Origin of the sequence: Kitasatospora sp. NPDC048407 (assembly GCF_043200475.1) — a bacterium.
Classification (GTDB): Bacteria; Actinomycetota; Actinomycetes; order Streptomycetales; family Streptomycetaceae; genus Kitasatospora.
In genome coordinates this window covers 16,735-29,247 of the sequence record NZ_JBICXW010000002.1, presented here as the reverse complement: position 1 = coordinate 29,247, position 12,513 = coordinate 16,735, and the positions used below count along the sequence as shown (strand labels likewise).

The 12,513-nt window shown below is 69.5% G+C and carries 14 protein-coding genes; 7 read left to right on the top strand and 7 right to left on the bottom strand.

Annotation, left to right across the window (positions count from 1 at the left end):
• Positions 1-136: 136 nt before the first annotated feature.
• A complete protein-coding gene (locus ACGFWJ_RS05435) occupies positions 137-817 on the bottom strand; it encodes a Crp/Fnr family transcriptional regulator (protein ID WP_392945527.1) in 681 nt (226 codons plus the stop codon).
• Positions 818-1,078: 261 nt separating this feature from the next.
• Here ACGFWJ_RS05435 and ACGFWJ_RS05430 point away from each other — a divergent pair, with 261 nt between their 5' ends.
• Positions 1,079-1,339 (top strand): hypothetical protein, encoded by a 261-nt coding sequence (locus tag ACGFWJ_RS05430; protein ID WP_392945525.1) that lies wholly within the window; start codon positions 1,079-1,081, stop codon positions 1,337-1,339.
• A gap of 75 nt (positions 1,340-1,414) precedes the next feature.
• Here the strand turns inward: ACGFWJ_RS05430 and ACGFWJ_RS05425 are convergent, their stop codons facing one another.
• The gene (locus tag ACGFWJ_RS05425) at positions 1,415-2,995 is read right to left on the bottom strand and encodes an MFS transporter (protein ID WP_392945523.1); all 1,581 of its coding nucleotides are present in this window, start codon (positions 2,993-2,995) and stop codon (positions 1,415-1,417) included.
• A 141-nt stretch (positions 2,996-3,136) separates the two neighbouring features.
• On the opposite strand from ACGFWJ_RS05425, the gene ACGFWJ_RS05420 reads away from it, so the two are divergent.
• Both ACGFWJ_RS05420 and ACGFWJ_RS05415 read left to right on the top strand, forming a co-directional pair.
• Positions 3,137-3,484 (top strand): ArsR/SmtB family transcription factor, encoded by a 348-nt coding sequence (locus tag ACGFWJ_RS05420; RefSeq protein ID WP_392945521.1) that lies wholly within the window; start codon positions 3,137-3,139, stop codon positions 3,482-3,484.
• Between the two features lie 226 nt (positions 3,485-3,710).
• Complete coding sequence (locus ACGFWJ_RS05415; protein WP_392945519.1) at positions 3,711-5,114, top strand: NF041680 family putative transposase; 1,404 nt, start codon at positions 3,711-3,713, stop codon at positions 5,112-5,114.
• Between the two features lie 9 nt (positions 5,115-5,123).
• Here ACGFWJ_RS05415 and ACGFWJ_RS05410 read toward each other — a convergent pair whose 3' ends face one another.
• Positions 5,124-5,393: a hypothetical protein gene (locus ACGFWJ_RS05410; protein ID WP_392945517.1), complete on the bottom strand. Its 270-nt coding sequence runs from the start codon at positions 5,391-5,393 to the stop codon at positions 5,124-5,126.
• On the bottom strand, positions 5,366-5,821 hold the full coding sequence (locus ACGFWJ_RS05405; protein WP_392945515.1) for a hypothetical protein: 456 nt from the start codon (positions 5,819-5,821) through the stop codon (positions 5,366-5,368). The genes ACGFWJ_RS05410 and ACGFWJ_RS05405 overlap by 28 nt, the downstream gene beginning before the upstream one ends.
• Positions 5,822-6,233: 412 nt before the next feature.
• Between ACGFWJ_RS05405 and ACGFWJ_RS05400 the strand changes: the two genes are divergently transcribed.
• The 4 genes from ACGFWJ_RS05400 (at position 6,234) to ACGFWJ_RS05385 (ending at position 10,118) form a co-directional block, all read left to right on the top strand.
• Positions 6,234-6,632 (top strand): hypothetical protein, encoded by a 399-nt coding sequence (locus ACGFWJ_RS05400; protein WP_392945513.1) that lies wholly within the window; start codon positions 6,234-6,236, stop codon positions 6,630-6,632.
• Positions 6,633-6,748: 116 nt separating this feature from the next.
• Positions 6,749-8,431 (top strand): hypothetical protein, encoded by a 1,683-nt coding sequence (locus tag ACGFWJ_RS05395; RefSeq protein WP_392945512.1) that lies wholly within the window; start codon positions 6,749-6,751, stop codon positions 8,429-8,431.
• A 147-nt stretch (positions 8,432-8,578) separates the two neighbouring features.
• Positions 8,579-8,851, top strand: a complete 273-nt coding sequence (locus ACGFWJ_RS05390; protein WP_392945511.1) for a hypothetical protein — start codon at positions 8,579-8,581, stop codon at positions 8,849-8,851.
• 130 nt (positions 8,852-8,981) lie between these two features.
• Positions 8,982-10,118 carry an alpha/beta hydrolase family protein gene (locus tag ACGFWJ_RS05385; protein ID WP_392945509.1) on the top strand — a complete coding sequence of 379 codons (1,137 nt, stop codon included), beginning with the start codon at positions 8,982-8,984 and terminating at the stop codon, positions 10,116-10,118.
• 10 nt (positions 10,119-10,128) lie between these two features.
• Here the strand turns inward: ACGFWJ_RS05385 and ACGFWJ_RS05380 are convergent, their stop codons facing one another.
• The 3 genes from ACGFWJ_RS05380 to ACGFWJ_RS05370 all read right to left on the bottom strand — a co-directional run bounded on the left by ACGFWJ_RS05380 (position 10,129) and on the right by ACGFWJ_RS05370 (position 12,392).
• Positions 10,129-10,695: a dihydrofolate reductase family protein gene (locus ACGFWJ_RS05380; protein WP_392945507.1), complete on the bottom strand. Its 567-nt coding sequence runs from the start codon at positions 10,693-10,695 to the stop codon at positions 10,129-10,131.
• A gap of 87 nt (positions 10,696-10,782) precedes the next feature.
• Positions 10,783-12,042: an RNA polymerase sigma factor gene (locus ACGFWJ_RS05375; protein WP_392945505.1), complete on the bottom strand. Its 1,260-nt coding sequence runs from the start codon at positions 12,040-12,042 to the stop codon at positions 10,783-10,785.
• The gene (locus tag ACGFWJ_RS05370; RefSeq protein WP_392945504.1) at positions 12,039-12,392 is read right to left on the bottom strand and encodes a YciI family protein; all 354 of its coding nucleotides are present in this window, start codon (positions 12,390-12,392) and stop codon (positions 12,039-12,041) included. Before ACGFWJ_RS05370 ends, ACGFWJ_RS05375 begins: the two co-directional genes overlap by 4 nt.
• Between the last annotated feature and the right edge of the window lie 121 nt (positions 12,393-12,513).

Below are 12,513 nucleotides of genomic sequence, written 5' to 3'. Positions count from 1 at the left end.
CGTACTGGGTCATGGCGGCACCTCGGAATCTTCTTGTGCGGACGAAGTGCCTCCAGCTTCCCGAGTTCGCGCGAGGCGGTGTGCTCGCGCGGTGCGAAAGGAGAGTGACGGGCGTCACAGCACGGCTGACGGCTGGTCAATGCCGTGGAGCCGCACGGCGCAGCGCGGACAGGTCGGTGAGCAGGACGCGCTTCCGGGCGCTCTGCACGCCGAGCGGGGCGAGTTCACCCAGGCCGGTGCTGACGGTGTTCCGGGAGACGCCGAGGTGCTGGGCCAACTCCTCGCGAGTGAGGGCGAGTTCGACGGGTCCGCCGGGCGGTGCGGCGGAGAGGTCGGCGAGGGTGAGCAGGGCGGCGGCGAGGCGGGGCAGTATGTCGCCGCCGGCCCGGGCGAGGTCGGACTCGCGCAGGCGGGCGAGGGCGTAGCGGACCAGGACGGGGTACAGGTTCTGGGCGGCGACGATGTGCAGGAACGTCGGTTTGGCGAGGACGGCGACCGTGCAGTCGGTGATCGAGAGCACGTTCGCCGACCGGGTACCGCCGTCGAGGACGGCCACTTCGCCGAGCAGTTCACCGGGCCCGCGGAACGCCAACAGGGTGAGTTCGCCGCTGTGTTCGCGCCGCAGCACCTTCGCGACGCCGCCGAGCAGCGCCAGGACGTGCTGCCCCGCTTCGCCCTGCCTGAGCAGCGTGGAGCCGATGGGGTGGCGCCGCACCAGTGCGCCGTCGAGCATCGCCGCCCAGGCGGGTTCGCCCACCAGCTGGCGGAGCGTCTGGCTCTGGGTGTCGGGCGGGGGTGGCGCGGCGGTCTCGGTCACGGAAACGACCTTATTGCCGGGCCCACACTCGGCGTGGGCGTTCTCCCCCCGGCGGGTGAGGTCATGCACGCGGTCCGACGGTGAGGGCACGCAGCACCGTCACGGTGTGGTCGTCCTGTCCTCCAGTGCGGTGCGACCACCGCCCGCCGCCCTCCGCCCTCCCCAGCAGGTCCTCCCTGGGCCTCGGCCCGCTCAGCACCCGAGCCACTAGGGTTGACGCCTCGGCCGCCGACAGCGGCGGCGATCGGTCAAGGGGGAGACATGACGAGTTACTCGATCTCGGTTCGCCTGCGGCGCACGACGGTGGAGGAGGCGTACGTCTCCGTTCCGGTCACCGACGCGGTGATGCAGGACGAGCCGGACGCAGACGGGTCGCAGCACCTCGACGCGGCGAAGGTCTTCGCCGTCGCGCTCGAACTCGGCGCTTCGGCCGAGTGGTTGCCGGAGGACGGGCGCGTCGTCGTGCACCCCATCCAGAAGGCGCCCGACCACATCCAGCCGCTGCTCGACGCCCAGCGGTAGTCCCCGGGCTCACCGCCCGCCCGGGACGTCCAGGCAGGCGAGAGCGGCGGTTTCCGCCCCGGAGTGGCCGCAGGGTCAACTGGCCGCTGCGCGCCCGGCCTTGCGGCCGCTCAGCAGCGCCACGACGAGCACGAGCAGCACCAGGCAGATGCCGCCGAGCACCCACAGGACGGCGTGGAAGGCGCCGTCATAGGCGTGGACCAGGAGGTCGGTGAAGCCGGCGCGCTGCGTCTCGGCGACCTGTCCTGCGGGGCCGGAGATGTTGCCGCTCGCGACGGTCCCGACGACGGTGGCCGGGTCACCGGCGCCGGGATAGCCGGCGATGCCGTCCCGGGTCCTGCCGTTGATGACGGTCGCGAGCAGCGAGCCGTAGACGGCCACGGCGACGGCCTCGCTGCCGAGGCGCATGGTGTTGAGGAAGCCCGCGGCCATGCCGGCCCGTTCCGGGGCGACGAGTGCCAGGGCCTGGCCGTCGACGAGGCCGGCCGCGAGGGCGTAGCCGGTGCCGGTGATCACCATGGGCAGGGCGACCAGGCCGAGGTTGATGTCGGGTTCGAAGAGTTCGAGGCCGACGGCGCCGACCACCAGGAGGGCCAGGCTCAGGTGGATGATGCCGATCGCGGAGACGCCCTTGGCGACGAGCTTGGCGGTGACCAGCGGGAGGACCAGCATCGGGGCGGTCAGCATCAGCATGATCGCACCGGCCGCGCCGCTGGGGTAGCCGCCGGCGGCGGTGAGGTAACTGGGCAGGTAGGTCAGCATGGTGACGAAGCCGAAGGATCCGGCCACCGGGACCAGGCAGATCGCCATGAACCGGCGGTTGGTCACGATGCTCAGGTCGAGCATCGGGTGCTCCTTGCGCTTCTCCACGGCCGCGAAGATCGCGAGCACGACGACCGTGCCCGCGAACAGGCCGAGCACGCCCGGGCCGGTCCAGCCCCACTGCGGGCCCTGCGCGATGCCGGTGGTGAGCAGCAGCATGGCGAGAACGAACAGGGCGGAGCCGAGGATGTCGATGCGCGCGCCCTGGGTACGGGTCTCCTGAACGGCGCGTCGCATGGTCGGGACGGCGAGCAGGACCACGGCGAGCACGATCACGTGCACGGCGAACACCCAGCGCCAGCCGGCGCTCTCGATCAGCGCGCCGGACAGCGACGGGCCGAAGGAGACGCCGATGCCGGCGACGGTGCCGAAGAGCGCGAACACCCGGCCGCGGGCGGGACCTTCGAAGACAGTGGAGAGCAGCGCCGTGCCACCGGAGAAGATCGCGGCGCCGCCGATGCCGGCCAGGGCACGGGCGACGTCCAGCAGGATCACGTTGCCGGCGAGGACGCTGACCAGCGAGGCGGCCGCGTAGATCGTGGCGCCGAGGGCGAAGGCGCGGACCCGGCCGATGATGTCGGCGATGGACCCCCAGGCGAGGGTGGAGCACGCGAACGCCACGTTGAAGGCGTTGACGACCCATTGCAGGGGCACCAGGCCGGCGTCGAGGTCGGAGCCGATGTACGGCAGCGCCACGCCGGTGCCGGAGATGGACGTGGGGACGACGAAGACGGCCAGCAGGACGGCGACCAGGATCAGTGTCCGCCGCTGGTGCCCCGGGGCCCGGGGGCCGGCGTCTTCCCCGACGAGGGGGGATTCGGTCTGTGCAGCCATGGCTGGGGAAGCTCCCGTTCCGGAGGACTCCGAACCCAAGGTTCGGTTTCTATCGAACCTGAGGCTTTCAGGGAGCAGAGGTACTATGCAAATCGAACCTGCCCCACGGCGATGCCCGGCGAGCGACGGAGAGACAGAGAGATGGTCGACGCGGAAGGCCACCCGGGCCGCGACGAGATGGAGCTCGCGGCGATCCTGAACGCCCTGTCGGATCCCTTGCGGTACCGGGTCGTCCAGGAGTTCGCGGAACTGCCGGAGGGCACCGAGCGGACCTGCCTGTCCTTCGGGCTCGGGGTCTCGAAGTCCACGCTCAGCCACCACTTCCGCGTCCTGCGCGAATCAGGGCTGGTCCAGCAGATCGACCGGGGGAACAGCAGGAAGGCGCAGCTGCGCCGGAAGGACCTGGAGGCACGCTTCCCCGGGCTGCTCACCCTGATCGGCCAGAACCCGCCGCCCGGTGCGGACCCCGGCGACCGCCACCGCGGCTGACGCAGTTACCGAAGGGGATGACCAGGCCACTTCGGCCTCCCCCTGCCGGCTCACCCTCCCCTAAGCTTGCCGTTTAACCTCGCACGTCACCCGACCTGCTGATCTGCGGGCCTTCTGGGGACAGCGGATGCGGCCGTTCTTCACGCTTCGAGATGTCGAGTAACGAAGTGCGAGAGAACGGCCGCTACTTGTGAGTCTCCCGGTCGGTACGCCCGCTGGTGGGGTGTTGGACGTGTTGTCCCGCTTTCGGGTCGAGTTCTACGAGTGTCTGTACGCCCGTGCTGACGCGCTGTTCGAACTCGCCGATGCGGTGCTGTGTGCGGAGGGGCCGGTGAGGACGCTGGTCGAGTTGTCGCTGGCGGCCGAGCACCGGCGCGGGCACGGAGCGATGTACGCGGCCCTGGACCGGGGCTGGTGCGAGCCCGCCCGCCTGCGCCGCACCCTGGCGGGCCTGCCACTGCCGAAGGCGGCGGACGGGCGGATCGCGCTCGCCGTCGATGTGTCTCACTGGCTCCGCCCCGATGCTCCGACCAGCGACGAGAGACTGTTCTGCCACGTCTACGGGCGCGGAGACCGCAGCAGGGACCAACTCGTGCCCGGCTGGCCGTACTCGTTCGTCGCCGCGCTGGAGACAGGTCGGACCTCCTGGACCGCGCTGCTGGACGCTGTGCGCCTCGGGCCGGCGGACGACGTCACGCTCGCCACCACCGCCCAACTACGCGACGTTGTCGTCCGGTTGATCGATGCCGGGCACTGGAGCGAGGGCGACCCGGAGATCCTGATCGTCATGGACTCCGGCTACGACACCGCCTACCTCGCCCACTCCCTGACGGACCTGCCCGTCGTGCTCGTCGGACGCCTGCGCTCGGACCGTGTCATGCGCCGCAACCCGGGCCCCGCCCGCACCTGTCCGGGCCGGCCCCGCAAGCACGGCGGTGTCCTCGGCCTCTCCCGGCCCGACACCTGGCACACGCCCGACATCACCACCACCACGGCCACCACCCGCTACGGGACCGCCGAAACGGTCGCCTGGGACCGCATGCATCCCCGACTCTCCCACCGCGGCCCCTGGCTGGAACACGCACAGGACGAACTCCCCGTCCTGCACGGCACGTTGATCCGTCTGAACGTCGATCGCCTGCCCGGCGACCGCAGCCCGAAGCCCGTCTGGCTGTGGTGCTCGGCCACCGGAGCGACACCCGCCGACGTGAACCGCTGGTGGCAGTCATTCCTCCGCCGCTTCGACCTGGAACACACCTTCCGCTTCATGAAGCAGACCCTCGGCTGGACCTGCCCCAGGTTCCGCCACGCCGACACCGCCGACCTCTGGACCTGGCTGATCATCGCCGCCCACACCCAGCTCCGCCTCGCCCGCTCACTCGCCGAAGACCTCCGCCGCCCCTGGGAGAAGCCCGCCGAACCCCGCCGCCTCACCCCCGCCCGCGTCCGACGGGGATTTCGCAACCTCCACCCGACAGCGGTCCGTCCGGCAGCCGCACCAAAACCCTCCCGGCCCGGCCCCGGACGACCGCCCGGCTCGAAGAACAAGCAACGCGCTACACGCCACGACGTCGGCAAAACCGTCAAACGCGCCAAGACGATCCAGAAACACCAAGCCCACCAACGTTAAACGGCAAGCTCAGAGCCTCCCCACCGGGTAGATCCACGAGTCGTCGCCCAGCGGCCGAGCCAGGTCGACCGCCAGCCGGCGATGCCAGGGCAGGTGAACGGCATAGGCGCGGGCCGCCGCCGGCAGCGAGGTGGCCTCCACCAGGTCGCCTAACCGCCGAGGGCGTTCGCCGACCAGCTCCATCAACTCGCTTTGCAGCCCGAGTTGGTCGGTCATCTGGCGCCGCCGGGCGGAGAGCGCATCAAGCCCGGTCAGCACCCGGCGCTGCCAGCCCGCCACCACCGTGTAACGCCATCCGGCCGCAGATGCCGCCCTCTCTGCGGCGGCGAACTGACCGAGTCCTTCTCCTTGACCAGATGAGCGGGCCGGACGTCCATCAGCACGGCCGTCCCAGGCAGGAGCACCAGGAAGTCCGGTGTATGGTCATCAGCGCCGTCCGCCGTGGTGAACCGCAGCCTGAACGGCTGGGACAGCACCTCTTCGACGCCGCCCGTGAAGTCCAAGGCCAGCAGCAGGCGACGCTCAGCCAGGCTCTCGAAACCGTGCATCCGGCCCGTGGCCAGCAGATACTGCAGCCCAGCGCGGTGCCGCTGCCGCGCTCGCCAGGTGAACCCGCGCACCGGCACCGACGCGAGCGCCGGAACGCCGGAGAGATCCTGAACCGGGCAGATCACATCCTCCCGGCCGTCTGCCACGTCGCCGTCCACCGCCGGGCCCGCCCCGCACCCGTCTTCAGCCGTTCCCTCGCAGCCGGATCGATGCCGTACGGCGTGACGAGATCATCCAAGGTGCAACTCTGTGCGACCAGACCGGCCGGGACTCGACCCCCGCCGTACAGATTGATGCCTCCATGCCCCCAGCACAGCCCGCCCGTACGGCCTCCCACACGACTTCTCGGGAAAGCCCGGCAGGTAGGAGGTGGGGCCGCTATCCTGCGGGCCAACTGCGACGCTCAGGCGGGCCAACCGCCGCGCTCACGGTCGGCCTGGCCGTCCAGCCTCAATCATATTCGCCGATGCCTCGATATTTTGTTCATCGCGCTCTTGACATGATATTCCTCACATAGCCATCATTATATGTGAACAGCTGAAACAATCTGTGAGGAGCGTGCCAAGGAAGATGGCTTCGAAGGAAGGCGACAGCGCCAGCATCGGGGAACGGTGCCGCCAGGAGGGTGGGCTCGTCGAGGTCACCCTGGGGGATCTTCGTGAAGAGCTCGGATACAAGAAGCTGGGGAAGTGGGTCCTTGTCGAGGTAGCGGAGGCGCTCAGCAAGGCCAAGCTCGGCCACTTCCCACCCAACATGCTCGATCCCCAGCTCAACATCGAGCCCCGACAGTGGCAGACGGTGTGGATCTACGACAGGGATAGTAGTCCGCGTGCACAAGTGATCGACGCTGTTCTCCATCCGGACCAGCATGACGTCCGAGCCGTCCTGGACGGGCTTGCTGGTGGGCGCAACGAGGCGTTGACGCCTGAGCAGAAGCTCGCGCGAATCCGCGATCTGGTGCGGGAGTAGACGCGTCACGGAACCGGCGAGCGCATACCGGGCCAAGGTATCCAGCGTCCACGTGACCTTAATCGGTCTGAGTATCACTTCACCAGCATCTCCGTTGCGAAGGGCTGATAGCCATCGTGAACCTCACCAGCAACCCGCTTGCGCACAGAACGGTCCTCACTGTTCCGCATGCTGAAAGCCCCTTCCAGACTGTCCGTCGGATCAGTGCGCGTTGGCTGACTGGCAAGTTCGGCACGGCACCCCTCGCCTCCGGCCATCACCACCTCGACGATGTGTCGGTCCTGACCAACCAGGCGGCCTATCTCGCCGACGGTGCAGAACATGCAATACGCCTCCAACTGCGCGAGGACAAGCCCGAGGCAACGTGGCGAACCACCATTACCGCCGTTGCGGTCGATAGCTCCTCATCGGTGCTATCGGTCAGCCTGGAGGCGTTTCCCAGTGGCGAAGCGCCACTGTCTCCTGGCCGGCCGGGTCTGGTACGCGACCTCGTCCGCGAGTTGAAGCCCGCAGATGGGCCAGCGGCGTTGACCCTCGGCGCCCAGGTGGTGGGGGTCGGCGGTGTCGACCGCCTGATCGACGTGCTCTGCGACCCTGCGCGGTGCCTGCCGGCGATTGTGGCGGCCCGGCCACTCCGATCCGATCCGCTGTGGTCGCAGCGCATGAGCCAGGCGATGCCGCAATGTGCTGGCGCGGCCTCGCTGTACCTGCTTGAGGACACCAATGCCGTCGATGCGTTCCGTGCGGCGATCGGCGAGCACCACCGCGTCGCCCCTGGCTCGATACGGACATTCCTGACCGAGGTCGATCCAGCATGGCCGAAGGACGCATCGCGCCACCGGTTCTTGACCATAGCCCGGATGAGTGACCCTCAGGACCGCGCCTGGTTCGGTCTTGCCCGTAGTGTTCAGCGGCTCTCGACCGAAGCCCCGCTGCCGGATGCTCTGCGGAGCTTGTCCTTCATGGACGGTGTAGGCCAGCGCCACCGAGAGGAGCGGCAGGCCGCTCTGACGACCGTGCGTCGCTCCGACGAACTGACGGGGATACGCAAGGATGTCGAGGATCTCAAGGCGCTCCTGGCCCAGGCAGACGAGGAGTTGAAGGAGGCTGAGCGCACCGCAGAGCTGTCGGCGCGAACGGCGGCCTCTCTGGAGCAGCAACTCCACGAGGCCACTACTCGGGCGGACGGGGACATGGAGGAGGCGCTCCGTGCGCTGGACGATGTGGAGCGGGCGCGAGCTGAGGCAGACGTCCTGCGACGTCGGCTTCGTGACGCCGGGCGTTACGAAGACACAGTTGTCGTTGAACAGCCCTTGGGTGTGCCGGACTCCTTTGAAGAGTTGTGGGAGAGGCTCAGCGCATTCGAGGGGATCCGCGTCACGGCCGACAAGAGTAGGGCGCTCGAACTGGACGAATCCGATAGGGCGCGCGTATGGGCAGCGAAGGCGTGGAACGCGCTTCGAGCGTTGGAGTCCTATGTGCAAGCGGCCCAGGAGGGTTTCAACGGCAGCTTCTACCAGCATTGCACATCGGATCGCCCTGGGACGGTGAACTGGCCGCACAAGCAATACGCTCCGGCCGAGTCCGAGACAACCATGAACAAGTGGGGTGCAGAACGCGTCTTCGCCGTCCCCAAGGAGGTTGATCCCTCCGGGCGCAAGGAGATGCAGGCCCACCTGAAAATCGATTCAAAGGGAAGCACCTCTCCGAGGGTCTACTTCCTGGACGACACAAAGGGCGCCACCGGCCAGGTGATCGTGGGCTACATCGGGTCACACCTCACCAATACGAAGACCTGATCTGGTTCGTGCCCGGCGGCCAGCTGTCGGCTGCCGGGCAGATGGCGGAATGAACTTGGCCAAGACACCCGCACTGAGGCGGCGCTGCACGGCCTCGGTCTGGCCCTGTGGCCGCTCTGGTCCATCAGGTGCGGTGCGATTCGCCGTATGGCCGGGAACACGGCCCGCCGAGGGCTGAGCCAGGCCAACTGCGACACTCAGGCGGGCCAACCCCGACGCTCACAGGCCAACTCGGCCGCTCAAACAACTGCTCGCATTCCGGTCGCCCCACACATCACCGCGACCGTCCCCACCGCCCGCTCGATCAACCCGGTCACCGGCGCCAACTGGGAAGGCGTCGGCGTCGCCCCCGACCTGCCCGTCGCCGCCGAGGACGCGCTGGAGGCGGCACTGACGCACCTGCGCACACATCTCGGCTGAGGCGGGCAGGCCGACAACGCGCGCCCGGGCCCTTAGGGGCTCGGAGCCCGTGTCTTCGCGCCATCTCAGTGGATTCCCCTAGCCTCTGACGGGACGTCAACTCCCTGACCGGCCAACTACGGTACGGCCCATGATCCGAATCCGTCGCACCGCCGCCGCAGCCGCGCTCCTGCTCGCCATGCCGCTCCCCGTCGTCGCCGCCGCACCCGCGCCGGCCGCACCCGCGGCGGACGTGCATGTCGAACTCCCGCGCCCCACGGGAGAATTCGCGGTCGGGCGGCAGATCCTGCACCTGACCGACCAGAGCCGGACCGACCCGTGGGTGCCGTCGACCGGCCCGCGCCAACTCATGGTCTCGATGTACTACCCCGCCAAGCCGGGCATCGGCGGTCCGGCCCCGTACATGACTCCCGAGGCCGCCCGGCTCCTGCTGGACGGGAGGCTGCACGGCACCACCATCCCCACCGAGGTCGTCACCGACGCCCGCACCTGGTCCAGGAGCGACGCCCTCCCCCGGCACGGACGACACCCACTCGTCGTCCTCTCTCCCGGTTTCACCATGCCGCGCAGCGAACTGACGGCGCTCGCCGAGGACTTGACCAGCCACGGCTACGTCGTCGCACTGGTCGACCACACCTACGAGAACACCGGCACCACCTTTCCCGACGGCCACACCACCACCTGCGTCGCCTGCGAGATACCGCTCACCGATGCCGTCCGGGAAGCCATCGAGAACGGCCGGGCGAAGGACGTCTCCTTCGTCATCGACCAACTCACCACGCACCCCCGCTACGCCCACCTGATCGACCGCACCCGGATCGGCATGGCCGGTCACTCCGCGGGCGGCGCCGCGGCCGTGCCCGCCCTGCTGTCCGACGACCGGATCCGGGCCGGCGTCGACCTCGACGGCAGCATGGACGTCCCTGTCCCGGCGACCGGCCTCAAGGGCAAGCCGTTCCTGATGGTCGGCCGCGCGAACGCGGCCGGGGACGACTCCACCTGGACCAACACCTGGGCCCATCTCGACGGCTGGAAGCGCTGGTTGACGGTCACCGGCGCCAGTCACATGACCTTCACCGACAACCCGCTGTTCTTCGAAGAGCTCGGCATCCCCCAGCCTCCCGGCACCACCATGACGGCGGCGCGCGGCATCCAGCTCACCCGGCAGTACGTCGCAGCGTTCTTCGACCTCCACCTGAAGGGCATCCCCCAACCGGCCCTCGACGGCCCGGCCACCGCCGCCCCGGAGGTCACCTTCCACCCGTAACGGCAAGAGCTCAGCGCCTCGTCCCGTACCTGGTCAGGACCACGCCGCCGGGAAACGTCCGCGTCTCCAGCAGGTTCAGGTTCACCCAGCTGTCCAGCGCGGTGAAGAACGGCGTGCCGCCTCCCACCAGGACCGGGTGGGTGGCGATCACGTACTCGTCGATCAGGCCGGCGCGCATGGCCGCGCCGGCGAGCGTGGCGCCGCCGATGTTCATGGGGCGGCCGTCCTCGGCCTTGAGGCGGGTGATCTCGGCGATCGCGTCGCCGGTGACCAGGCGGGTGTTCCAGTCGACCTCGTGGATGGTCGAGGAGAACACCACCTTCGGCGTGTCCCGCCAGTTCCGCGCGAACTCGATCTCCGCCGGGGTGGCGCCCGGCCGCTGGTCGCCGGTCGGCCAGAAGGAGCTCATCGTCTGCCACAGTTTGCGGCCGTACAGCGTCAGGCCGCTCGCCCGCTCATGGTCGAGCCACCACTCGAACAGTTCGCGGCTCGGCGGTCCGCTCCAGCCGATGTCGTCGTGCGCCGCGGCGATGTAGCCGTCCAGGGTCAGGTTCATGGCGTAGATCAGTTTCCGCACAGCCCGGCCTTCCGTCCGTACTCGTACTCGTGTGCAGGGTCTCGCGCCGACGGGCACACCACCACCTGCGTCGCGCGGGCCCGGAGGTCAGCTTCCACCGGTGAGTTCCGCGAGTCTGCGGGCGAGCGTGGCCCGCTCCGGTTCGTTGCCGGCGTCGGCGAGGGCGAGGGCGGCCCGATAGGCGGCGGCTGCTTCGGTGGTGCGGCCGAGCCTGCGCAGGAGGTCGGCGCGGGCGGCGGGGAGCAGGTGGTAGCCGGGGAGTTGACCGCTCTCGGTGAGGTCGTCCAGCAGGGTGAGTCCGGCCTCGTAGCCGTCGCACATGGCGATGGCGACGGCCCGGTTGAGTGCGACCAGAGGCGACGGTTCGAGCTCGAGCAGCACGTCGTAGAGCGCGACGATCTGCGGCCAGTCGGTGGTCTCGAAGTCGCCCGCCTCGTCGTGCAGCGCCGCGATCGCCGCCTGCACGGCGTACGGTCCGACGCCCGGTCCGGTGAGAGCGGGGACCAGGAGCCGCTGTCCCTCGGCAATCAGGCCGGTGTCCCATAGGGCACGGTCCTGCTCGTCCAGGAGTACCTGGTTGCCCGCCGCGTCGGTGCGGGCCGCGCGGCGGGCGTCGGTGAGCAGGAGCAGCGCGAGCAGGCCGGTCACTTCGCGTTCGCGGGGCAGCAGTTGGTGCAGGATGCGGGCGAGTCGGATGGCTTCGTCGGCGAGGTCGGGGCGGAGCAGGTCGGTGCCGGAGCTGGCGGCGTAGCCCTCGGTGAAGACGAGGTAGACGACCCGCAGGACGCTGGGGAGCCGGGCGGGCAGTTCGTCCGGGCCGGGGACGCGGAACGGGATGCGGGTGCTGCGGATCTTGCTCTTCGCGCGGACGATGCGCTGGGCCATGGTCGCGGTGGGGACCAGGAAGGCGCGGGCGACCTCGGCGGTGGTGAGGCCCGCGAGGAAGCGCAGTGTGAGCGCGGTGCGGGCCTCGGGCGAGAGCGCGGGGTGGCAGCAGGTGAAGAACAGTTGCAGCCGCTCGTCGGGGATGTCGTCGAACCCCGGCCCGGCAGCGGGAACGACCGCCCGGTCGCTCTCCACCTGAAGTTCCGCCAGCCGCTGCGCGTACGTGCGGTCGCGCCGGATCCGGTCGATGGCCTTGCGGCGTGCGGTGGTGAGCAGCCAGGCCAGTGGCTTGTCCGGCACGCCGTCGATCGGCCACCGCTGGAGTGCGGCCTCGATGGCCTCGGACGCGGTCTCCTCGGCCAGGTCGAGGTCGCCGAATCTGGCGGCGAGCAGAGCGAGCAGCCTGCTCCGGTCTTCGCGGAACACCGCCTCCACGGAGCGGGCCGCTCGCTGCTCGTTCACGACTGGTGGTGCTCCCAGACGGTGCGGACCTCGACGTTGCCGTACTTGGACCCGGGGCAGCGGGCGGCCCAGTCGAGCGCGGCGTCGAGGTCGGGGACGTCGATCAGCAGGTAGCCGCCGACGATCTCCCGGGTTTCGGCGAACGGCCCGTCGGTGACGACGCGTTCGCCGTTCACGCGGACGTGCACGCTGGTCGCGTTCGAGGTGTCGAGCGCGTTGCCGTCGAGCTTGACGCCGGCGTCGCAGATGGCCTTGTCGAACGCCATGAACTCCTCGACGGTCGGCCCGTCGGCCGGCTGCTCCTCGGTGGAGTCGGGTGCGACGGTGTTGATCAGCAGCAGGTACTTCAAGGGTGCGCTCCTCGTGCGTCGGATCGGGCTGGTTGCGCAGGTATGACGAACGACCGTAGCGAGAATCGACACCACGTCCGGGGAAATCTTGCCGCGAATCCCGGACGCCTTCGAAACACGG

Excerpts from the sequence above, each read along its gene's own strand:
- ACGFWJ_RS05430 (WP_392945525.1), top strand. The coding sequence starts at position 1,079 with ATGACGAGTTACTCGATCTCGGTTCGCCTGCGGCGCACGACGGTGGAG.
- ACGFWJ_RS05425 (WP_392945523.1), bottom strand. The coding sequence starts at position 2,995 with ATGGCTGCACAGACCGAATCCCCCCTCGTCGGGGAAGACGCCGGCCCC.
- ACGFWJ_RS05420 (WP_392945521.1), top strand. The coding sequence starts at position 3,137 with ATGGTCGACGCGGAAGGCCACCCGGGCCGCGACGAGATGGAGCTCGCG.
- ACGFWJ_RS05400 (WP_392945513.1), top strand. The coding sequence starts at position 6,234 with ATGGCTTCGAAGGAAGGCGACAGCGCCAGCATCGGGGAACGGTGCCGC.
- ACGFWJ_RS05390 (WP_392945511.1), top strand. The coding sequence starts at position 8,579 with ATGGCCGGGAACACGGCCCGCCGAGGGCTGAGCCAGGCCAACTGCGAC.
- ACGFWJ_RS05385 (WP_392945509.1), top strand. The coding sequence starts at position 8,982 with ATGATCCGAATCCGTCGCACCGCCGCCGCAGCCGCGCTCCTGCTCGCC.